Below are 22,843 nucleotides of genomic sequence, written 5' to 3' on the forward strand. Positions count from 1 at the left end.
CCGCAAGGCCACGCACTTTCTCGGCTTCCTCACCCTCGCTGCGGCATTGACGTGCTACAAGAAACTGGCGAAATCAACGACATGAGACACCGTCTTAGGGGAGCGTCAGGCGATGCGACGGGCGCTGGCAGCTCGTGACCTGAAGACGGTGTACGAGCTTCTGCAACGTGTTGGTGTTTCGCAACGTGCAATCGCTCGACTTACCGGTCAGAGTGCATCCGAAATATACGAGGTCCTCTGCAAAGGCCGCCGCATCATGGCCTACGACGTGCTGGTACGGATTGCGGACGGACTCGGCATACCCCGCGGTTATATGGGTCTTGCCTACGACCGGACCACAGAGGTTGCACTCGATCTTGCCATCGCCACTTGCTCGAACGACGCATCGGAACGCGACGAGGTTCGCGCCCTGCTGTCCGAGGCGGCCAACGTCACGATGGGTACGTCGGTCAATGAGATCGCGCGCTGGTGGCAACCGATCGATCGGGATACTGCCCCGGCGCCGACGCAGATCGGGCGCGCTGACGTAAAGAACATTCGAGCCCTGACAGCAGCGATGAAGACCGTGGATGCCCGCTACGGTGGCGGTGCCTGTAGAGATGCCGTTGCCGCCCAGGTGCGTTGGGCACAACAGCTTGTCGCGGCCAGATGTGATGACGAAACCTTCAACCTCTTGCTTCTCGCTCTCGCGGATTTGCATATTTTGGCTGGCTGGACGTCGTTCGACGTTGGGATGTATACCGTCGCGCGACGACACTTTCTCCGGGCTCTTGAACAAGCAAGGTGGGCAGGCGATTACACACTTGTCGCAAAGATTCTTTATTGCATGGGTAAGCTACATCTCCACCGGGAAATGTACATGGAAGCTCTCAGGTTCTTCCAGCTAGGACAGATAGCAGCGCAGGATTCAGGCTCGGCTCTCACCGTCAGCATGCTCTGCGCCAACGAAGGCGCGGCCTACGCGCTTCTTGGTGACCGTGCACAAATGCGTCGTTCACTCCTGCGGGCGCAGGACGAATACACCCATGCCGATCTAGCCTCAGCTCCGGACTGGGTTCGCTTCTTCGGCGAAGCCGACCTCTGCGCCTCCCTTGGAGTAGCACAGGCGTCCCTGCTCGACGCATCACCTGCCGAGTTGGACGGTGCGATAGCAAACACGGCTCGGGCGATTGCTCTGCGAGGGCCTGACATGACACGAAGTCGCACCTTCGAGTTGACGGCCTTGGCGACTTCCTATGTGCGAAGGGGGATTCGAGAGCTGGGGCTGCAGACCGGAAACGATGCTGTCTCGTCGGCTACGTCCATCCGCTCGATCCGGACTCTGGATCGCCTCACGCCGCTGCGGTCGGCAGCACATGAGCAGGGGGATGATCGAGAGTTCGTCGACCTCGTGCGTAGGATCGACTCAGTTCGGGCTTCTGCATGACCGAATCTGTCGGCACTGGTACCCATAGTGCTGAAGTTCCTTGGGCGGCAACTATTTTGCGTGACGTGTGCCGTGAGGCGGGGCTCGATTCGTCCGGAGCGCGGTTGATCAAGTTCACCAACAATGCTGTTTACGAGCTTGCTTCGGCACCCATCATCGTCCGAATACCAGGCTCAATCGTAGTCAGTGATCGAGTGCCGAAGGTGGTTGGCGTCGCTAATTGGTTGGCTGATCATGCCATGCCCGCCGTTCGACTGGACGAGGGCCTTCCTCAACCTCTGACCCATGACGGACGTCGAATCACCTTTTGGGACCGTGTCATTCCGCCGCCGCAGGCCACCCCGCCCGATGGAAGAGACCTCGGCAGGATTTTGCGCCGACTCCACGCTCTACCGCCTCCTACGTTCGACCTGCCTCAATGGACACCGTTGCGTCCAATCCGAGAACGTATCGACGAGCAGGACATTCTGTCACCGAGCGATCGTCACTTCTTGGAAGAAAATGTGATGAAATTAGAGAACAACTCGACGAGATCGAATACGTTCTACCCCTTGGCCCGATCCACGGCGACAGCTCGGTAGGAAATCTCATACCCAGCGGTTGCGGTTCGGTCATCTGCGACTTCGATTCGGCAGCCTATGGTCCGCGGGAGTGGGACTTGGCTCCTGTCGCGGTGGGTAAGATTCGTTTCGGAAACAACTCTGGTCATCATGAGCAGTTGGCCGATGAGTACGGGATGGATATCCTACGTTGGCGGCATTTTTCAGTGTTACGCCAGCTCCGCGAGCTCCAGTTGGTGACGAGCGTACTGCCGGTGTTGAAAACCAATCCGGCGTTGTTCGAGCAGTGGCGACATCGGTTTGTAAGCTTCCGCGCCGGTGATGCATCGGCCAGATGGACGCTATATCGGTGAGGATGTTGATCTGCTGATCTGGCCATGGCGAACCGCTGCAGCGTCTCCTGCCAGCCCTAGGCAAGCGATACCTGCGGCCGGCGGGCGGCACCATCTACCTGGCTAGGGTCGCCCGTCGTGGATCGGTGTGGTGCGGTTGCTGCGGTCACGGACACCTCGACTCGGACTGTTGCCCTGACCGGTCAACCCGCCGGGCTGGCGCACCGAGCATGCGGTGAGTACGGCCTCCGCAATGCCTGGGGCGATGTAGGGGCAGAGATCGGATGACAGTTCGTCAGGCCGCCTACGGGAGAGTTCTTGCGTCCATGAGACATTGGCTCGCCTGTTCTCTTCGTGTATCGAAAAGCTATGTGCCACAGGGTGGTATCTGCTAGCGTCGGCACGTATTCGGTTACTGGTCCGACGTATAGACAATATTCACGGCCGGGCTGTTGCGAGGGGGCAACTCGATGTCAGCGGTTCGTGATGCAGCGCGCCTGAGGCCGGTTGTTGAGCAAGGAGGCGGCGAGTGAGTGACATCGGCACCAATCCATCGGTCGTGGACCGGGACGCTCCTGAAGGTCTCACCCCTATTCCGTTATTCCAGATCGTGCAGGGCGGCTGGGCGGCCTCGACATTGGCCGCAGCGCTCGAGGTCGGGCTGTTCGAACAGACCGCACGCCCGGAAGGTCTGACACGGGCAGAAGTGGCTCAGGAGTTGGGCTTCCAGGACCGGCCCGCCGACATTCTGCTGGCGGCTTGCGCTTCTCTCGGGCTGTTGACCAAAGATGGTGAACGCTATCGTAATTCGCCGCTGTCGGACGCGTTCCTGGTCGAAGGGCGTCCGTACTATTTCGGCGGCTTCGTGCGATACGCCGACAAACGCCGTTGTCCCGGTTGGCAGGAGCTTGCGACCGCTGTGCGGTCGAACCGGCCGACCACGTGGGACCCCGGCACGCAGTCGAGCGTTTTCGACCAGGGCGATCAGCTCGTGTTGTCGATGTTCTGGGAAGCCATGCATTCGATGTCCAGTTTCACCGGCCGGGTGATGGCGCGTGTGCTGCCGGGGCTGGCCGATCGTGAGGCGTTGCTGGACGTCGGTGGGGGGTCGGGTGCGCTGGTCATCGAAGCCTGCAAAGCGGTGCCGACACTGCGCGCGGGTGTGTTCGAACTCCCGCACGTCGCCGAGATCGCGGCACAGAAGATCGCCGCCGCGGGACTGCAGGATCGGATCGCCACCGAGCCAGGCGATTTCATTGCCGGCGACGTCTTGCCCTCGGGGTATGACACCATCAGCTTGTCCGCGGTCCTGCACGACTGGGACGAGGAACACGGCCGCGCACTCCTCGGGAAATGTTTCCGCGCGTTGCCTTCTGGCGGCATGATCATTCTGCTGGAGGATCTGCTCGACGACGACCGGACCGGACCGGCGCGGGCCGCTCTGGTCGGGGTGAACATGCTGGTGGAAACCGAGGGCGGCAGGAACTATTCGGGTGAGGAGTACACCCGCTGGCTGACCGGCACCGGCTTCGTCAAGGTGGAGCGGATCCTGTGTGAATCGGTGACGACCAACAGCATCATCCTGGCCTACAAGCCGTAGCGGCAGGCACTTGATCGCGCCGGATCCTGCACTCGATCTCTCGGGCGCCATTCGAGGGAGCACCGCAGGACCCGGCCGACGCCTTTCCGTTCAGGTGGCGGTGATGGGTTCGCTCCAATATTGGGGATCGCGCCCGTACTTGGGTGTCGTGTAGGCGCGGTCCCGGGCGGCGCCGTCGGCGATCAGCTCTCGCCAGGGCGCGACTTCGACGTAGAGCGCATCGAGTTCAAGCTCGCGTGGTGGAGTCGGGTCCGTTGGTGGATGCGGCGTTCTCGGCGACAGCGACCTCGTAGTTGCGTTCCGGCCCGGCCCGCACCGTGGCCTCCACACAGACGTTCGTCTGCAAGTCTGCGACGAGAATTCGTTGTGTGCCAAGGCTTCTCGGGACCGGATCGATCCCGGTACACCCCCACGTGCGTGGGGAGGAGACTTCTTGAACTGCGCTTTTGTCGACAGGAATCACGTTTGTTAATTCCGAGTTTGATCCAGTCCAGTACTGACCCTGGTGTTCCGCGTGAGTTCAACGGCGGTTTCCAGCGATCGTAGGATCACTTGTTCGGGTGAGCCCCGGCTGATGCCGAGCTGTAGTCGGCCGCTCGCGATCAGGTCGGCGGCGCCGGCGTCCTCGGCCATGTACATCGGGTTCTCGTAGCGCATGTCGATCACGCCGGTGCCGATCTCGATGCTCGACGTGCGCGCGCCGATGGCCGCGAGCAGCGGGAACGGGCTGCCTGCCTGCCGGGCGAAGTGGTGCACGCGGAAGTACGCGCCGTCCGCGCCGAGTTCCTCCGCGGCGACTGCCAGGTCGATGGACTGGTGCAGGAAATCCGCCGCGGTCCGGGTCTCGGAGTACGCCGTCGACGACCAGTGACCGAAGGAGAGGAACCCAATCTTCTTCACGCGTTCCGTGACCGCATTTGATTCCTCATCGCGTGCGACGGTGGCCGCTGACGAATTCGTCGGCGAATCACCACCTGCCCGGCGCACACGCAACCAGGCACCCAGTGGTCGACACCGCCCATAGCGGCGGAGGGGACACGGCTGTCGTGCGATGTCATTCGCGGCATCGGCAGGTTCGTCAACACCACCACATTCTTCGTGGTGGCGCTACCCTCATCAGTCGACTTCCGACGACATAACCGCTCCCGAACCGCTCGACAAACCCGCTCGCGCACAGTGTATTCAGCAGTCGCCACACCGTCGTCTTCGGAATGCCGACCTTCCGCACCAGATCGGCCAACCCGATCGGGGGCGCGTCGGCTCCCAGCTCATCCAGCAGCCGAGCCGTTCGGGCAACCACACCGCCGAAACCTTCCGGGTCATCCATCACATCGACCATGCCCACCGCAGCCTGACCAACCCGGTGCGGTGATCATCGGTGATCCTGGGCGGCGGAGATTTCGTGAGTGCCTGACTCTGTGGACGCTGGTCGGGGACCAGCACGGCGCGGCCTGTGATGGTGTCGGGTGACATGCACAGCCAGGCGGGGATTCAGTAACCGCACCGGGTGTTGGACCATGTTCAGCACGTTCAGGAATGCGACCTGTGCGAGCGGGTCGTCGGTACCTGCGGCGACGACACGCTCGAAGTAGTCGCCGAGCAGTCGGTGTCGCGAGGCGTCTGCTGGACTGTCGGTGGTCGGGAACCGGAAATCGGAGGTGGTGGCCAACAGCCACGGCACGTCGTGTAGAGCGGACAGTTTGCGATGGTATTTAGCAGCGGTGCGCCCGCCGCGCAGGCAGGCGTCCAGTAGATGGGCGTCGAGTGCGGCGACCGTCATCCCTTGGGCATAAACTGGATTGAAAATGCAGGCACTGTCCCCGATCGCGAACACATTGTCGGGCAACTGGTTTGCGACGCGGTCGAAGTGCCTACGCCGGTTGGCCGTGGTGCTGCTGCGACGCACCGAGGTCAGCGGTTCCGCGTTGGCGATGGCATCGGCGATAAGCGGGGTACTCAGGCCGCGAGCGAAGGACACGAACTGCTCGTCATCGGTCGGTGGGCGGTCCTGACCGACACCGTTGAGCGTGACAATCCAGCGGTCGCCCTCGATAGGGGCCAGGACGCCGCCACGGGTGGTGACCGGGCCCAGTGGCAGGGCGTAACATGCCTGCCAATCACGTTGCGGGCCTTGGGTATTGCGCCGGTAGATGCGAGTCGCATAGCCGACGTGCGCGTCGACGATCGTCTCCGGCACCGTCGGGCAACCCAGCTGGGTGAACCAGGTGGACAGTGCCGACCCACGCCCACCGGCCTCGACCACCAGGGCCGCGGGCACGTCTTCGAGCTGCCCGGTTGTCCGGTCCTGTACCCGCACCGCATTGACGTGGCGGGATGTGCCGATCAACTCGGCAGCGTGATGATGATCGCGCAGGCGAACTCGCGGGAGTGCGACAACCCGTTCCCGGATCACCGCCTCGATGAGCGGGCGGCTGGCGCCGATCACCTCGAGATCGGAGGGAAACCGCAGTCCGACACCGTGTCTGCTGACCAGAGTGAGGTCGCGGCCGACGTCGATGCGCTGGCCGCCGCGTTGGCACAGCTCGGTCCCGAACCCGGGTAGTCGGGCTTCTACCGCGCGGAGTCCGCGGGCGAACAGTGCGTGGACGTGGTCGCCCTGGGGCACTCCAGTGCGCCGCTGTGGTTGGCTGGGCAGCCGGTCTCGATCCACGAGCACCACCCGAAAGCGATGACAGGCCAATACTTGGGCGGCGAGCAGACCGGCGATGCCCGCGCCGATGACTACGGCTGGACTGTCGGTCGGATAATGGTTCTGCATCATCTCGGCCATATCCATCCAGGAGTGTCTGTGGGCACTGCTCCGGTTCCCAGCAGCGGCACCGCGCCCACCAGCGAGGTATAGATGAGCATGACGGCGTTGGCCAGGCCGAGCCCTGCCAGCACACGCATGGTTGCCTGGACCCGCGTGGCCATCTGTTCGGAGCCGCGGAAGATATGCACAACGCGGTTGCGGCGTTGGGCGATCCACACCATGAACGTCTCGGGAGAGCTGAGCAGGCAGGCACCCAGGACCATGTTGATCAACGGCAGCTGATACCAGTGCCCACCGAACAGCGACAGCTCGTGAATCGCCCGCGGATAGGCGTAGGCACCGGTGATCGGCACGAAGAACGCTTCGACGACGAAGTCGGAGATCATCCCGGTGGCGAAGAAGACCGGCAGCATTCGCAGTGTGCTCCATCGCGGGAACCGTCGGGTGACGTAGTTGAGGCAAACCAGCTGTACCGCCACCCACAGCACGATCAGCGGAAACATGAACATCTGTGCGGCAAAGAAGGTTTCGATGTGCAGTTGCGGGCGCGGGGTATGCCAGCCGGGAATGTAGGGGCCCCAGCTGACCACATTGAGCGCGTACCGGTTGGCGATGGGTGAGGGCGCGACGTAGGCCATCACCGGGCTCAGCCACCAGGTGAACAGGTTGCCCCACACGATCGTGGCCCAGAAGGTGACTCCCCCGGCCCGCCGACTCTGGAACACCATGTAGATGCTCAGCCCGACGACGCCGACGGCCATCAGGCCTTGCTCCGTCCAGGTGATCACCATGCGGGCAGTGGAGATGTCGTAGTCGCGAGGAGTCGCGTGAATATTGCCCGCGGCGATCCATCGACCCAATACCACCACCTGAGCTACCAGCGCAACTACCCCGAACGCCGCCCACAAATACACCGGCGACAGATACCGCCGCCACGGAAAGCGTTGTGCACCAGAGGATTTAGCTACTGCGATGTCGGTTGTCACTACGCAACCTCGCTTTCGGCGGCGACCGTTTCGGGTGCGGGGGTTGGGTTGGGGTGGTCGCTGTGCAGGCCCAGGTGTTGGAGCAACCAGGTAGCCAGGGCAGCGGCGGTGGGGGTCACCCAGATGACTCCGGGTTTCATCTCGGTGCCGAGGGCACGTTGCAGGCTTTGCTGGAGTTGAACTCCGGCAAGTGAGTCGAGGCCGAGCATGACCATGCTGGTGTGCGGGCCGATGTGATGGGTGGTTCCGCCGAGCAGCTCGCGGATGGTGTCGATGATGAACCCCTCGAGGATGTCGCGACGGGCCCCGGCCGTCGCGGCGGTGGTGAGTTGTTCACGCAGTACCAGATCGGCGGTGTCCTCGCCGGGACCGGTCAGTATCGCTGACAGCAGTGTCGATCGCCCCACCTGCGGGAAGGGGGCGGTCCACCGATCGAGGTCGAGCGGTGAGTAGGCGAGGCGGGTGTAGCCGGCGGTGAGGATACGTTCGAGCGCGTCGATTCCGTCGGTGGGGCTGATGGTGACGAACCCGCGATCGAGGAGATGCCGGCCGCGCCCGACTTGGGCCCAGGCGCCCCACCAGATGCTGGTAGCGGGCAGTCCGCGGGCGTGGCGCCAGGCGACGAGCGCGTCGGTGAAGGCGTTCGCGGCCGCGTACGCGCCCTGTCCGGGTGATCCGATCAAGGCCGCGACCGAGGTGTAGACGACGAAGAAGTCCAGCGCGCACCTCTCGGTGGCTTCGTGTAGCGCCCAGGCACCCGCTGCTTTTCCCTGCCATACACCCTCGAGCTGGGCGTCATCGATGTTGGCCAGAATGGCGTCGTCGATGACCGCGGCGGCGTGCAGTACCCCGCGTAGCGGCACTCCGTCGCGGGTGGCGACGGCGACGGCGTGGGCAGCGATCGCGGGGTCGGCGATGTCGCCGGTCACCACCTCGAGTTCGATGTCGCGCCGGTCCAGGCGGGCACGGGCGGCCTCGTCGAGGGCGGTGCGGGCGCATACGACCACGCGACGTGCACCGCGGCGCGCGAGCCAGTCGACGCTCAACCGACCGAGCCCACCGAGCCCGCCGGTCACCAAATAGGCGCTGTCAGAGCATATTTGGGTACCCGGTACCGGATCTGGCGGAGCGCCACGGTAGACCCGGGCGACGCGGCGTTCGGTTGGGGTCAGCGCGATCTCGGTGATCGGCAGATCATGATCGAGTAGTTCGTCGGCGATCGCAGCGTCGGTGGTGTCGTCGGTGGCGTGGATGCTGCTGAGGATCAGCTCGGGGTGTTCGTAGGCCGCCACCCGCAGCAAGCCGCGGATCCCGGCCGTGACGAGACAGGTGTCGGGATCGGCCGCACGGTTGACGATCCACACCCGCGGCGGATGTGGCGCCTCGGCCAAGTGTTGCAGGAGCCGGATCATCTGCGCGGTGACCGCCATTGCCGTCCGCGCCGGGTCGACGACGGTGGCCCGATCGCCGCCGATGGCCACCACGACCGCGGTGCACTCCTCAGACAGGGCGGTCTGGGCGGATTGAATACGGCAGCCGCGGGTGCGCTGCTTCAACTCCCGCGCCAGGTCGCGGAGCCAGGAACAGTCGTCGGTGTCTATCAGTAACCAGGTGCTGTCGGAGGCTGCTCGGCGCGGTGCGGGGATAGGTTGGCGATCCCAGGCCAGATGCGCTAGCCGGCCGGTGAACCGTTGGGCGGGCGGGGTGACGTTGCGGACTCGCAAGCCGCGCAATTCGGCGACGGTGCGGCCGTCGACGGTAGCCAGTACAACGTCGGCATCGCACCCCAGGTCGTCGCAGCGCCGCAGTGACGCGGTCACCGACCGCGTGTGACCGGTAGGGCCGTAGATGCGGACCTCGTCGAATCCGGCAACCACGACCGGTCCGGCATCGAGAGGATAGTGGGCGATCCACGCGGCGACGGCGACCTGCACAGCTTGATCGGCCAGCGCCGGATGCAGCAGCATCGCTGCCGCGCTGACGCGGGCATCGTCATGCAGGCGCATCGAGGCCAACACCCGGTCGGCGTTCGGGTCGATCTGGACGCGGGTAATAGCGGTGAACGCGGGCCCGTGGTACACGTCGTGTTTGTCGCGAAAGATCCGATGCAGATCGGCGGGCTCCATCTCCGTCCAGTCGGCCGCCTCCTCGGCCCGCGTCGAGCCTGTAGCGGTATCGCGCTCCTCGCAGCGGTGTACGGATCCGTGGGCGTGCACGGTGACCGCGCCGGCGGGACCGGTGAGGATATCGACATCGGCGCGTTCACCATGGCGGGTAAGGCGCACGGTGACAACAGGTTCCGGTTCGAGCACCAGAGGTCGTGTCATCTGCACGTCGGTGGCGACGACCCGGTCGACGCCGAACACGACGCGCCCGGCGGCCAGGATCATCTCCACCATCGCGGTACCGGGCAGTACCGCGACACCGGCTACTCGGTGGTCACCCAGCCACGCCAGCCGCTGGGGGCTCACCGGGGTTTGCCATAGGTGCCGATCCGGGGTGTCGGGATCGGTGACATGTCCGCCCAGCAGCGGATGCTGATCGGCGCCGACCAGCGCTGGGTGCACCAGCCGATACACCGGTGAGTCACCGCCGTGGCGGGTGCGTTCCCAGTAGGTGCCGGGGGCGTCGACGACGAGGTCGCCGTCGCCGTAGCGGCGGCTCCAGTCGACCTGGTGCCCGGCGACATGGATCGCCCCCACGTGGGTCAGCAGCGCGGTGATGTCGTCGACTCCCTCGCGCAGGCTGCCGACCGCGACGGCATCGGAGATGCCGTCGATGCCTGCGGTGTCCAGGATCGGGCGCACCGCCAGCGGATGCGGGGTGCACTCGACGAACAACCGATATCCCTGCCGCAATGCCGCCGACACCGCACCATGGAATCGGACCGGTTGCCGCTGGTTGCGCACCCAATAGTCGGCGTCCATCGACCCGAGGGCGACCGGGTCGTCGGAAACCGTGGACAAGAACAGCAGCTGCGGGTGTGCGACCGGGACGTCGGCCAGTACAGCGCGCAGCTGGTCGAGGATCGGATCGACCTGCGGGGAATGTGAGGCGACATCGACGTCGATCATTTTGGCCACCACCCCGTCGCGGTCCCATTGCTCGACCAGCGCCCCAATCCGGGCGGCGTCGCCGGAGATGACGGTGATCCCCGGGGAGGTCAGTACCGCAGGTGTGACACCGTGGGCGTCCGCGGCGTCGATAGCGGCTTGGACGTGGGTCGCGTCCAGCATCACCGAGGCCATCGCGCCGCCGGAGATCGTCGCGAGCAGCGCCGATCGTCGGCAAATGACCCGCACTCCATCGATCAGGTCCAGACCGCCGGCCACGACACAGGCCGCGACCTCTCCCAGCGACTGCCCGATCACTGCGGCAGGTTCCACGCCCCAGGATCGCCACGTGCGCGCCAGCGCGACCTGCACAGCGAACAGTGTGGGCTGGACGCGATCCAATCCGACCAAAAGCTTTGGCGCACAGATCATTTCGCGAACCGAGAACCCGGCCTCGGCCGCAATCAGCGGCTCGATCTCCGCGATCGCCGCCGCGAACGCTGGGTCCGCATCCAGCAGGCCACGACACATCCCCGGCCGCTGCGAGCCCTGCCCGGTGAACACAAACACCGGCCCCGGATGATCCGGCGCCAACCGCGCTACCCCCGACACCACTCCCTCGGCCTCGTCCCCGACGGTGAACGCGCGTGCCCGCTCGATCAGTTGGTCCCGGTCGGCGGCCACCACACATACCCGATGCTCGGTCGCCGAACGGCGCAGCGCCAGCGTGTGCGCCAGATCCAGCAGCTCGGTCTCCCCGTCGGCGGCGAGCCACTCGGCCACCTGTCCCGCCGCGCCAGCGGCCGCACCGGCTGAGGCCCCGGAGACAGTGAATACCAGTGCGCCCGAAGTGCTTCGGCGTGGTCGTAGCGTCGAAGTCGGCGCGGCTTCGACGACCACGTGGGCGTTCGTGCCGGTCACGCCGTAGGAGGACACCACAGCCAACCGTGCGGGCTCGGGCACCGGCCAGGGTGTCAGTTCGGTCGGGATGAACAGACGTGACTCGGTGTCGCGCGGAATCGAGGGGTTCCATTCCTGGAAGTTGAGGTTCGGCGGTATCAGTCCCCGATGCAGGCATTCCACCGTCTTGATCAGCCCGGCCAGCCCCGAGACCGGCTCGGAATGCCCGATATTGGTCTTGATCGACCCCAGCGCGCAGCGGCCGCGGCCGTGGCCGTAGACCGCGTCGATCGAGCTGTACTCGACCGGATCACCGACCGCGGTCCCCGGACCGTGGGCCTCGACCAGGCCTACCTCCCCAGGGTCTATCTGCGCCTTGTCCACCGCGCGAAAGAACAGCTCGCGTTGCATCACCGTGGACGGGGCTGTCAACCGCGTCGACTGCCCATCGTTGTTGACCGCCGACCCCCGGATCACCGCCAGCACGTGATCGCCCTCGCGGCGGGCATCGGCCAGCCGCTTGAGCACGACCACCGCGGCACCCTCCCCACGCACGTAGCCGTCAGCGCGCACGTCGAACGCGTGGCAAGCGCCCCGCGGTGACAACAGCAACGGCGCCTCGCAGTAGTGCGTCGACGGTGACAGCATCAGCAGGACCGCACCGGCGAGCGCGGTATCGCAGTCACCGAGAGTCAGTGCGCCACAGGCGGTGTCGAGCGCGACCAGGCCCGACGAGCAATGCGTGCTGACCACCATCGACGGGCCACGCAGATCCATCGCGAATGCCACCCGCCCGGCCGCCGAGGCAGTGAAATTGCCGAACAGATACGCACTGTTGGGTGTGTTCTCCACCGGGCGCGCATCACGCATCAGGTTGTCCGGCGCATAGGTGCCCATGTACACACCGGTGCGCGTGCCCCGCAGCCGACCCACCGGGATCCCGGCGTGTTCGACTGCCTCCCAAGCGGTTTCGGCCAACACCCGGAACTGGGGGTCCACCCACTCCTGCTCGGTCGGGGCGACCGACAACGCCTGTGGATCCCACGCCCAGACATCACCGTCGAGGAAACACCCCCTGCCTGCGCGGCCAGCCAACTCCGGATCATGTAACCGGGCCAACCCGTCCGCGTCCCACCGGTCCGGCGGAACAGGCCCGACGGTCGACCGTCGGTGAGCCGCCAACTGCCACAGTTCACTCGCCGAACTCACTCCACCGGGAAATCGGCAGCCGATTCCGACCACCGCAATAGGTACCGCTGCAGACGCAGACATAAGGTCACCTTCCGATCGCGGGCGCATGGCAGCCCGACGGCTGTCGAATAGCGCAATTACGTGGCTCGCGCTGCGCTGCGCGCACAGAAAGTACTTCCTAAACGGCAAGATGAGCAATCTACGCTCGAAGTGCCGAGACAGAAGGATAGCACCATTAAACCTTCAATCGCTACCAAGGTTGACAACAAGATCCCTTATCCAGCCGACTTGTCATCGCTTTTTGGCGACGGCATGCTCACCTGAACGGATGCGCCTACACCACCCCCACCTGCGGCACGTCGACCAGCAACCGACAATTATGTCGCACTTCAACAGCGTTTCAAAGCGAGCCAAAAACTCCGCAACAGTTCAGCGGTCCCTCGCAAGGCTAAATAAGGATCGGTTGGTTCTTATTTCAAATTGCCACAATATGACGATGTCGTTAACCCGAACCTTGCGTAGGCCAGCTGCGCTTGACTGATCGGGTTCGAATTGGCTGCTTGGAGTCGCTTTACAGCTCTAAGCAATACGGTTATGACCTGGTCAATCAAACCGCCCTGTCATCACTTTTTCGCGACGGCATGCTCACCCGAACAGATGCGCCTACACCCACCCGACCTGCGGCACGTCGACCAGCAACCGACAATTATGTCGCACTTCAACAGCGTTTCAAAGCGAGCCAAAAACTCCGCAACAATTCAGTACACCCTCGTAAATAGGGATCGGTTGGCTCTTGCTGAAGTAGCCACAACATGACGATGTCGTTAACTTCTCCAACGATGCCGAAATCGTGACGCGCCGTGCCGGTCCATGGGTGTCGCCCTCTCTGCCAGCCGCCACATCACTGCGCCCACCTCGATGGCGATGCTGGGCATTGATTCGCTGTCGGCGTTGCGCCTGTGCGTGGCGCGGCTACCTCGGTGGTCCGGCCGGAAATCTGCGGCGCTCCATTCTGGAATTCGTGCTGGCGAGACGTCTCGGAATGTGGAGTGGAATGTGGCGGTTGCAGGCGCGGCCTACGCTTCCGCCCATGCCTGCGCACATCCGAGATGTCCACTCACCCTGCGGGAGTGGGTCGTACCCACCGTGACATCGATACCGTCCGGGAACGGATACTGCCCCCGCCTGTGGGCCCGGGCAGGGGCAGCCGAAGCATCCAATGTCCTCACCAGGGCCCCGTCTCACCCAAAGAAACGACCTGCCGAGAAAACCGGGTTGATCAGAGGTTTATCGGACCAGTTGAGGCCATGGCGCAAGCCGATGGCTGTCCACGACCCGGGCAAGATCGTGCTGGCTATCCCGCCGTCCGAGCCCGCCCGTCACCAGCACATTCGTGACATCAAGGGGGTATGCGAGCACGCCGACTATGGATGGCACCGGTAAGAACTTCCGTCACAGTGACACAGCGAGCGACTACCGGGGGTTGTGGTGGCCGGTTGGCGGCTTGTGGTGGGTGTCGGGGTAACGCCCCCGGAGGGCTTCGGAGTGGGTGTACTACGCGGGGTCTCCGGCGGGGTAGCTATGCCGGTTACCTCGGACGGAAGGCTTGCGGGGTCGGGCAATTTCGGGCGTGTCGCTTCGTCTGCGAAGGATTTTTGATGGGCGATGGACTCACGCATGCGTTTCACCGATTCCGGTTCGGCATCGAGGTTACGCAGCTTTGCAGCATCGGCGTCCCGGCCGGCGAGCTCGAGCGCGCCGACTCCGTTCGCTATGGTAAGCCATTTCTTCTCGGCGTAGAAGCGCGCGATGAACAGATAGGTCTTCCCCGCGTTGAGCAGCGGCATGCGGTTGTAGATGACGGTGTCGCCGTTACTTGTAATACCACCGTACTGGTTGACCACGACTTCGGCAGGTAATTTGCCTTTGAGCTGGTTCACCACTGAGACTCGGAATTGAGTTTCCGGCGTGTTAGGGTCGCGCCCCAGCGTGCTCAAGTGCTTTTCAACAGTTCCGACGAAGATGGCATCGGCCCACCCGGCGACCGCTTCATGGTCGCCAGGATTGAAAACCAAGTCGCTGGAGGCGTAAACCATCTTTCCTGATGGTTCCGGCGCTCGAGTGTTCTCACTGCATCCTACTAAGACCGCTGCTGTTATCGTTGCGGCTACCAGGGTGATGACCCGCGAAGATACTTGTTTGATGGTCGAGTGCATTGCTACCCCCACGCTGCTTTGTAGGCACTGTTGTCGATAGGACCGAATTTAGTCTGTTCAGTGACTCTGGCGAACATGACGTTCTTATCGCAACTGTGGTTCAGGCCCAGGGCGTGCCCCATCTCGTGCAGAGCGACGTTCTTGTCCATTTCATCATTGTAATCTTTGTTGTCCATATAATAGACGTTGAATTTGATGTCGGCATGCGGCGTGTAGAGCCCGACCCAACCAGCGTCGCCAGCATTCGCATCCACAAGAGGGAAAGAGGCAGGGGATCCGGGCGTAGGTTGCACATCCGCTACATTCACACTGCCTTTAGAATTCCAGCTCGACGAAGTTCTTGACCGTCTTGGGGGTGTGGTTCTCAAACAGCCGGATCTCGATGTCGCCCTGATTGGTTCTCAAGGTGGTGTAGAGCTGTACAGCCATGAGCTACCTTCCATCTCAAGAGATTTGGAGACAGCCGCTGCCTCCGACGGCCGGTCTGCTGCGGGTACATCGTCCCACCACAACCCACGACGTCGTTACGATTCGCCGAGACGGGCTTTCCACGCAAGACGCGCTACCGAGCATTCACGAACAGGCTGGCGCTGCTCACGGGCACCACCGAGCTACCAGGAGCACCGCGGTCGTTGTCATCCGGCACCGACACCTACAACCTCCGCCGCGACTGTCTACGCCCGCAATTCGGTAGCGCGCGTTGGGAAGCACTGTCAGTCAATAAGTTTGGACGATTGACCAACGCGCGCCCAGCGGCAAATGCGTGCGTTCGTTGGGTCGGTTGGCGCTCCCCCCGATGTGTGCCAGAGTCAGATTTGGGGTGCCGCCGACACCGGACCGCCGTATGTTCCGACTGCGCAGAAGTCTCCGAACGGCCGAGGTTGCGGCGTGACCCTCCGACATCGATAGACCCACTGGGCCAGAAAAGCCCGCCACCGAGCGACACCGGCCACCCCGCACGCACAACAGCTCAAACCACTCCCACACCGAAGCCGGACTCGTCGACACGCGTAGTGCCGTCCAGGAATGACGGGACGGGTGATCCCGTCCCGTCATTCCTGCGGCCATTCATAGGCGAGGTGCGCCGGATGCGCGCCTTCGGCACCACCACCCGGCGTCGACGCCTTCGTCAACGCCCTTGCAGAGGCAATGAGCTCGGTTCGGCGGTGAGATCGTTGGTAGCCTGCGGCTCAGCTTCCCTGGGCAAGGCAGGAGATAACCGTACATATAACGACGTACGTCGAGTATCCGATGGCCTCGGTACGTCGTGACACTCTCCCCCTCGCGAAGCCCCACGAAACCCACCACGTAGCCATGGAGTATACGAGAGGATAAGAAAATATGTCGCGCACCCTCACGTCGCCATGGACCATCCATACGAGCGCGCCGGCGAGAATTCCCACCACCGGGGGTATGAGGAATTCATACGACGCAGTGTCGTCCATCCAAGGGTAGGTGTTTTTTTCAACACAGTCAGAAGCCGTTCGCGCTCTCTTCTTTTGCCAACCTCTCCATAACACGGCGACCGCGGATACGAGTATCAGAAGCCCAGCGCCAACGTACAATATCGAAGAAAGATAGTACATTCGACCGTCCAATCTATCGACAATGCTTTACGATACTGTCGATCCCGAGGATTTCCGAGGCGACGCTGAGCGAGATTTGCCCAGTTGCCGCCCACGTGGCCGCCCGTTCTTCGGAGGTTCTTCCCTGCCAAAGCTCGACGACTTCTCGGGCGCCACCCATAGCTTTGACAAATTTTCTGAATTGAACAATCTTCGCAGCTGGGACAACAAGCGAGCCTGCGGCGACTACGACCGCCGCCATACATTTCGCATCTTTCCAGGAAACGCCGTCGCCGAATCTACATCCTCCACCTGGGCCGCCGTATGTTCCGAGGACGCAGAAGTCTCCGAACGGCCAAGTTCGTGACGTGACTCCCGGGTCTGGCTGCGGCATACCGGGTGTCGTGGGCATGATGCTCGCGGGCGGTGTCGGCCGGACCGGTGTCCTGGTGCCGGGGGTGCCCTTCTCGTCCGGAGTCGCCGACGTTGTGCCCTCAGGAGTCGCCGGCTTCGTGCTGCTCGCATTTGGCGGCGTGGTCGCCGATGGGCGGGCACCGCCGCCGTCCCGGGCGGTCACAGCGGGATCTCCCTTGTAGCCGTAGGCGGGCACCTTCATGTCCACCACCTGGATGTCACCGCCCTGGAAGTCTTGGCGGTAACCGTCTTCGTAGTCTTGGTTCTTGTACTCGTCGCTGGTCGGGTATCCGTACTGCTTATTTTCCCAGCCATTTTGGGCCCAGTGATCGCGGGTCATTCCCCACACCGAATGCGCGCCGGTATTGCCCGACCAGTAGACCGACCCGCCCTCGAAGTGCTGTCCGGCGCCGTTGTTGTTGCCCTTGAACTCGTCCGTGGAGGGGTAGCCGAGTGGCCCGTTCTCCCAGTCTTTCTCGGCCCATTTGTCGCGGATCAGACCCCAGCTGCTGTGTGCATCGGTGTTGCCTGACCAGTAGACGGATCCGCTTTCGAAGTGTTGTCCGGCGCCGTTGTTCTTCGCCTTGAACTCGTCGGTGGCGGGGAACCCGAGCGGCCCGTTCTCCCAGTCTTTGTCGCCCCATTTGTCGCGGATCCGGCCCCAGCTGCTGTGCGCTCCGGTATTGCCCGACCAGTAGATGGAACCGCCCTCGAAGTGGTTGAAGCGCCCTGGCTTACGGGCGGCCGACTCTCGGGTCGTCGGATATTTGAGGGTGCCGTTCTCCCAATTGAGATCGCGCCATTTGTCCCGGATCGCGCCACCGATCTGATTGGCGTGGCCTTTGGACACGTTGGGGTGCCAGTAGATCGAGCTGCCCTTTTCGAAGGCCTGCCAGCGACCTCCACGCGCAGCGTCCGATTCCGCGTTCGTCGGATTTCCGAAGAGCTTGAACCCGCCGGCTTGGTCGTACTCGGCCTCGATCGCTCCGTAGACGTCGTAGGAACCGATCCGACGCGCGGACGCGTCGACCGGAGCCACCAAACCTACGGACAGCGCAGCAACGATCATCGCTGTCAGCGCACCCAGCCGTCGTCGACGACGTTGCTGGTGTGCCTTCTTCGTTTGCGACGATGGTGGACGCGTGCTGCCTGGACCCGAGGCGCGGTTTACGCCAGGGGGGCATGTATGTCGTGGGGTCATTCCACTTCCTGTGTCGGCGGCGGCCTTGGTGTAGTCGCCGTGAATCAACTGCCGCATGCAAGCGCTTCTCGTGTCTTGCCTTCTGCTCGAGTGACGAGTCGCTCCGCACGGCGATAGCCCCGCGGTGAAGTCCCTCGGGCCCGGTTGGGCACGTGAACCAATCGTCGACTGTGCGGTCGGTCCGAGATCGACGCGGTATCGATCTATCGGCGTCACCGCGAGTCGGAGAGGCAGCAGCCAGAGATCACCGGGTCATGCGGGTCTGGCGTTTCGTATCGCCGCGGTCACCGCGACGGCATCGGCACGCATGCCGGCGGCGTTCGGGTGCAAGGTCGCCGCGTCCGCGCCGGGCGTCATCGGTTCGATCCAACGAGTGCCCGCGGCTTGGCAGGCGTCGTGGCCGAGGCTGGGCGTGTAGGTGTCGACGAAGGTCGCGTTGTGGAGTTGCGCTTGGTCGCGCAGCACGGTGTTGAGTTCGGTTTCGATGCCGTCGACGTAGGCGACATCACCGTCGGTGATGGGGACCTGCGGGTAGCAGCCACCGTTCCGCGGGAGGATGTCGGGATATCCGACGACGAAAACCTTTGCCGCCGGGGCGGTCTGGTGGATCCTGGCGATCGCCGCACCGATCACCGGTGCGTCGGCGTGGATGTTGTCGACGAAGGTCGAGCCGTAGGTGTCCTTGCACGGCGTGCCGACCGGAGTCGCACTGTCGGCGGCGATGCAGGCTGCGACCACGTCGCGGAAGGTGTTGTTGTCGTTGCCGCCGATACCCAGTGTCACTACCTTGGTGGTGCGGGAGAGTGCGGTGATCTGCGGAGGCTGATCGGGGAACTGTGCTGTGGCGGTGACATTCTCGGTCTTGGCACCGGTGCAGCTGCGGTCGTCCAGCTGTAGCCCGAGTGCGGACGCCACCAGATGGGGATAGTTCGCAAGCGACCGGGCACAGCCCGAGGGAGCCGTCCGATCCGGCGGCAACACATTCGGCCCCGCCGTGTACGAATCACCCAGGGCCACATAACCATCACTCGCGGCCTCGGCGACAGGCGCACCAGACAACACCGCCCCGGTCGCGACCGCGAACAGAACGGCCACGCGGGACCGCGACGAACTCAGCTTCCTCATCACAACTTTCCTCGAACGGAATTCCAGGAACGGCAGGCACGTGCCACCACCCCTCTGGCCAACGACGCGGACAACCAACGGGAAACGACCGACGGCCTGGCCGCTTCACGCCGTCTCCTCAGGTGTTCCTCAGATCCGCGATGCGAGCAAGACTGTGCAGGACAGATGACCAGCTCGCAAATCCGGCCAGCGAGTCACACAAGCACTCGGCCGTATTCGGTGATGCAACAGCAATCGTCCATATCACGCCAAGAAACCGTGATCATACGAATTGCCCGGAGCGCGGCTATCGTTCAGCGACCGCCACCTGTCCCGCTCGAACGGAGCCGACACTGTTCACGCCATGAAAACGAAACATGCTGACAACCAGCGCATTTGCTGCCCAACGGACTCAGCCGCGAGAACGCATGCGACTCGGAGTAACACAAATTGTGCCAGTCCTGCCACTGGTGACACCGACCGCTGCAGGTCGTGCGGAAACGAAAACATCAAGTAGGCCAAGAGATTCAGACGGTTTGCTACATCCGAGACCGGAGTTATTGTGCAACATGCACTATCTTCGGTGAAATCTCGATGACTGAAGGGGTGATCGTTCTCTTCGTCGACGCACGAATCCGCATAGGGCCCGAACGGGTTGGGGGCTATCGCTGATCATTATCGAATTGCTGCCAGCCTCACCACGCATCGCGCCGCAGTCGTCTTGGGCGTGGCCCCCGAGGAACACCGCCCTTCTGGTGGACTGATCGAGCGAGACGCCCTCAGCATCGGGTGTGACCGACTATCAGTTCGCGATCGGAACGAGCAAGTTGATCTCTGTGTATTCAGTAGTGACGACGGATCGCTGTGCCCGCGGATCGGACTGGGACAATTTGTGTCACTGAGCGGTGGGATCTGTCCTTGCGATCGAGATCTGTTGAGTGCGAAAGGTGTTTGCGCGCAGAGTGTTTGGTCTTCGCAAGGCCGGTGATTCCGCTCCCGCTGGGGTGCTCGGTGACGAGGGTCGCTCGATATTCGCTATGTACGTTCATTTGGAAGTTAATCTGCCTGGCGCGGCTACCGTTTCGTGATTGCTGTGCCGTCACTCGGTCTATCCGGTTATTGGCTCGCACGTGGGCAGGGGGTTGCGTGTTGGTCGGGTGTCCTGCACAGTCTTGCTCGCGTCAAGGACCTGAGGAACAGCTGAGAAGACGGTGTGACGCGGTTAGGCGAAGGCGCTCATCCGTCGCCAGTTACTGACCGGGTCTCGTTCTTCGGGTCGACCATGACCAATCCAGAAATATGCGGGCGCTCAACGATGCCTGCGTTTTCTGGTGCGTACCTATGAGAGCCGATGAGTGGGTTGCGCAGTCCACAAGACTGCCGCTGCTCGTGGCGGAGGAGAAGGCGGCAGTTGGTGGAACCGTTGGACAACAACAGATCCGACCGCGATCCGGAGGCGACCGAAGTCCTGAGCCTTGCCGGCAAGGAGCGGGCGGGCAGGATGCCGTCGCTGCGGCGGTTGTGGTCGCGTGTTCGCGTGCAGGTGGCCTCGGGTGAGGTGCGGCGGTATCTGCCACACGCGGCGGCGACCGCGGTGGTGATCACCGCTGTTATCGCGGTTGTTATCGCGGAATCGGGTCGCAGCGACCGGGCCGGGAATGTGCTCGCCGCCTCGGACAGTTACGAAACGCAGAGTGGGGCAGACCGTTCCGCCGAAATCGAGCAGCTACGCGCCAGCGACGTCGTCAGTGGCACGGACACGCCGCGGGATGTCGCCGTTCCGGACGATGCCGGGACGGGCGACAGCGGTGCCGGTGAGCCGGTTACCACGATCGAGGTCGGCACTGATGAACCGGCGCCGACCATCGGAGACGGGACGACTGATCCAGCCCCAGCTCCGGCCGCCGACGCATCCAGTACGCACAGTACAGCCGCGGATACGCCGACATCTCGGCCCAGTGTCTCGGTGAGCGTGAGCGCCACCGCGAGTGCGAGCGTATCGGCGCAGGTCACAGCGAAGCCCGGGGTGAATCCCATCCAGGATCCGGCCACCACCACCGTCACTGTCGTCGCCCCGCCGCCTACCACGACCACAGCTTCGTCGATGATGTCGCGTCCGACCAAGCCGACGACACCGACGACGCCTGCACCACCGGCCTCGACACCGCCGCAATGCGCCCCGGCGACGACAGCGAAGAAGTCGGCGACACCGTCGTCGCCGGAGTCGACCATCGCGCATCCACCCACCAAGACCGCGCAGCCGTCGACCACCACGGCGAAGCCGTCCACGACCCAACCCCGCCCATGTCGATGAGCGATTCGCGACGGAAACTGATTCTGGCCCTGTTGCTTCCAATTCTCGGGGTGATGGTTGCCGGATGTGATGGGGCAGCGGGACGGGTCGCCGAGCCCGCTCCACCCGGTCCGGGTGACCCGGTGCCGGCGGTCCGGCTCGACGCGGTCGACCGCACCCTCGACCCGCTCGGCGACTGGGCTCAGGTGCGGGCCGGTAAATACGGCGTCCCGGCCCGTGCGCTGAGGGCGTATGGATACGCCACGGTGGTGATAGCGAAGGCGCAGCCCTCGTGTCACCTCGGATGGACCACTCTGGCGGGAATCGCCCGGGTGGAAAGCGATCACGGCCGATTCGGTGGCGCGAGCACCGCAGTCGATGGTGCGGTGCGGCCACCGATCCGCGGTATCGCCTTGAACGGCACCGGCGGTAACGCAGCGATCGTTGACCCGGCCGCCACCCGCCAGGCCGGGCGCACCGTGTATGCCCGTGCGATGGGGCCGTTCCAGTTCATCCCCGACACGTGGAGACGTTGGGGCGTGCGCGCCAGGACGGACTACCGCAGCCTCGCCCGCAGCCTGGAAACTGCCAGACCTGCTGAGGCCGAGGAACTGTCGGGCAGTCCGGACAACATCGACGACGCCGCGTTGGCCGCGGGCCGCTATCTCTGCGCGGCCGGTGGTGATCTGGCCACCGCCCGCGGCTGGCGACGAGCCGTGCTGGCCTACAACCACTCCACCGTCTACGTCGACCAAGTGCGTAGCGCCGCAATCGGCTACGACAAGTAACCGGACCACCTGATGAGGAGAAAACCATGAACAAGTTCGGTATGTTCACCGCCGCCGTGGTGACGGCGTCAGGCTTGGCGATGAGCGCGGCCGGGCTCGCCTCGGCGGAGACCACCCCGGCCCAGCCGCCGGTGAGCACCGGCTCCGCGCCCGGCCTGCCGGTGCTGCTCGGCCAGATCCTGTCCGGCAGCGCCGGCACCCCCAAGGCGACCGGCGCGGACACCGTTGCGACCGAGACCGGTTCGGCGTCCGGCTCATCGCTCAGCGGTGCTGTCTCCGGTGCGGGCAACGTCGCCGGAACGACCGCGACCGGTAGCGCGGGAACAGGCACCGGCAGCGCCCTGCCGCTGTGCGTGGTGAACCCGACCACCTCGGGCTGCCCGCAGTAGCAGACTCCTTCCATCCTCACCGGCGCCCGCGCAGGTGAGGATGGAAGGTAGC

16 protein-coding genes and 2 pseudogenes are annotated in these 22,843 nt (G+C 63.9%); 7 read left to right on the forward strand and 11 right to left on the reverse strand.

From position 1 onward, the window contains the following. Positions 1-112 precede the first annotated feature (112 nt). The 4 genes and pseudogenes from ACIA76_RS42245 to ACIA76_RS42260 all read left to right on the forward strand — a co-directional run bounded on the left by ACIA76_RS42245 (position 113) and on the right by ACIA76_RS42260 (position 3,918). Positions 113-1,426 (forward strand): helix-turn-helix domain-containing protein, encoded by a 1,314-nt coding sequence (locus ACIA76_RS42245; protein WP_397161012.1) that lies wholly within the window; start codon positions 113-115, stop codon positions 1,424-1,426. After that, positions 1,423-1,815: pseudogene (locus tag ACIA76_RS42250) on the forward strand (hypothetical protein); the annotation flags it as partial. The gene ACIA76_RS42245 and the pseudogene ACIA76_RS42250, both read left to right, overlap by 4 nt. Positions 1,816-1,844: 29 nt before the next feature. Continuing rightward, on the forward strand, positions 1,845-2,339 hold the full coding sequence (locus ACIA76_RS42255; protein WP_397161014.1) for a phosphotransferase family protein: 495 nt from the start codon (positions 1,845-1,847) through the stop codon (positions 2,337-2,339). Positions 2,340-2,877: 538 nt separating this feature from the next. Next, a complete protein-coding gene (locus ACIA76_RS42260; protein WP_397161016.1) occupies positions 2,878-3,918 on the forward strand; it encodes a methyltransferase in 1,041 nt (346 codons plus the stop codon). A gap of 226 nt (positions 3,919-4,144) precedes the next feature. Here ACIA76_RS42260 and ACIA76_RS42265 read toward each other — a convergent pair whose 3' ends face one another. The 11 genes and pseudogenes from ACIA76_RS42265 to ACIA76_RS42315 form a co-directional block, all read right to left on the reverse strand. Further along, entirely contained in the window at positions 4,145-4,264 is a 120-nt protein-coding gene (locus tag ACIA76_RS42265) for an isochorismatase family protein (RefSeq protein ID WP_397161018.1), read from the reverse strand. 200 nt (positions 4,265-4,464) lie between these two features. Then, a pseudogene (locus ACIA76_RS42270) lies at positions 4,465-4,818 on the reverse strand (LLM class flavin-dependent oxidoreductase); the annotation flags it as partial. A gap of 178 nt (positions 4,819-4,996) precedes the next feature. Next, positions 4,997-5,257: a helix-turn-helix domain-containing protein gene (locus tag ACIA76_RS42275; protein ID WP_397161020.1), complete on the reverse strand. Its 261-nt coding sequence runs from the start codon at positions 5,255-5,257 to the stop codon at positions 4,997-4,999. Positions 5,258-5,290: 33 nt separating this feature from the next. After that, a complete protein-coding gene (locus tag ACIA76_RS42280) occupies positions 5,291-6,700 on the reverse strand; it encodes an NAD(P)/FAD-dependent oxidoreductase (RefSeq protein ID WP_397161023.1) in 1,410 nt (469 codons plus the stop codon). Next, positions 6,697-7,677 carry a spirocyclase AveC family protein gene (locus tag ACIA76_RS42285; protein WP_397161025.1) on the reverse strand — a complete coding sequence of 327 codons (981 nt, stop codon included), beginning with the start codon at positions 7,675-7,677 and terminating at the stop codon, positions 6,697-6,699. The genes ACIA76_RS42280 and ACIA76_RS42285 overlap by 4 nt, the downstream gene beginning before the upstream one ends. Beyond that, positions 7,677-12,929, reverse strand: a complete 5,253-nt coding sequence (locus tag ACIA76_RS42290) for a type I polyketide synthase (RefSeq protein WP_397161027.1) — start codon at positions 12,927-12,929, stop codon at positions 7,677-7,679. Before ACIA76_RS42290 ends, ACIA76_RS42285 begins: the two co-directional genes overlap by 1 nt. Before the next feature lie 1,316 nt (positions 12,930-14,245). Then, complete coding sequence (locus ACIA76_RS42295; protein WP_397161029.1) at positions 14,246-14,917, reverse strand: hypothetical protein; 672 nt, start codon at positions 14,915-14,917, stop codon at positions 14,246-14,248. Between the two features lie 122 nt (positions 14,918-15,039). Further along, complete coding sequence (locus tag ACIA76_RS42300) at positions 15,040-15,345, reverse strand: matrixin family metalloprotease (protein WP_397161031.1); 306 nt, start codon at positions 15,343-15,345, stop codon at positions 15,040-15,042. Between the two features lie 7 nt (positions 15,346-15,352). Next, positions 15,353-15,466, reverse strand: a complete 114-nt coding sequence (locus ACIA76_RS42305) for a peptidylprolyl isomerase (RefSeq protein ID WP_397161033.1) — start codon at positions 15,464-15,466, stop codon at positions 15,353-15,355. Positions 15,467-16,636: 1,170 nt separating this feature from the next. Then, positions 16,637-18,085: a hypothetical protein gene (locus ACIA76_RS42310; RefSeq protein WP_397161034.1), complete on the reverse strand. Its 1,449-nt coding sequence runs from the start codon at positions 18,083-18,085 to the stop codon at positions 16,637-16,639. A 384-nt stretch (positions 18,086-18,469) separates the two neighbouring features. Further along, on the reverse strand, positions 18,470-19,342 hold the full coding sequence (locus ACIA76_RS42315; RefSeq protein WP_397161036.1) for an SGNH/GDSL hydrolase family protein: 873 nt from the start codon (positions 19,340-19,342) through the stop codon (positions 18,470-18,472). A gap of 1,390 nt (positions 19,343-20,732) precedes the next feature. On the opposite strand from ACIA76_RS42315, the gene ACIA76_RS42320 reads away from it, so the two are divergent. The 3 genes from ACIA76_RS42320 (at position 20,733) to ACIA76_RS42330 (ending at position 22,791) form a co-directional block, all read left to right on the forward strand. After that, the gene (locus ACIA76_RS42320; RefSeq protein WP_397161038.1) at positions 20,733-21,635 is read left to right on the forward strand and encodes a hypothetical protein; all 903 of its coding nucleotides are present in this window, start codon (positions 20,733-20,735) and stop codon (positions 21,633-21,635) included. 122 nt (positions 21,636-21,757) lie between these two features. Beyond that, positions 21,758-22,402: a murein transglycosylase gene (locus ACIA76_RS42325; protein WP_397161040.1), complete on the forward strand. Its 645-nt coding sequence runs from the start codon at positions 21,758-21,760 to the stop codon at positions 22,400-22,402. A gap of 26 nt (positions 22,403-22,428) precedes the next feature. Beyond that, complete coding sequence (locus ACIA76_RS42330; protein ID WP_397161042.1) at positions 22,429-22,791, forward strand: hypothetical protein; 363 nt, start codon at positions 22,429-22,431, stop codon at positions 22,789-22,791. The last annotated feature ends 52 nt before the right edge of the window (positions 22,792-22,843 follow it).

The organism is Nocardia sp. NPDC051570 (assembly GCF_044454005.1).
Lineage (GTDB): Bacteria > Actinomycetota > Actinomycetes > Mycobacteriales > Mycobacteriaceae > Nocardia.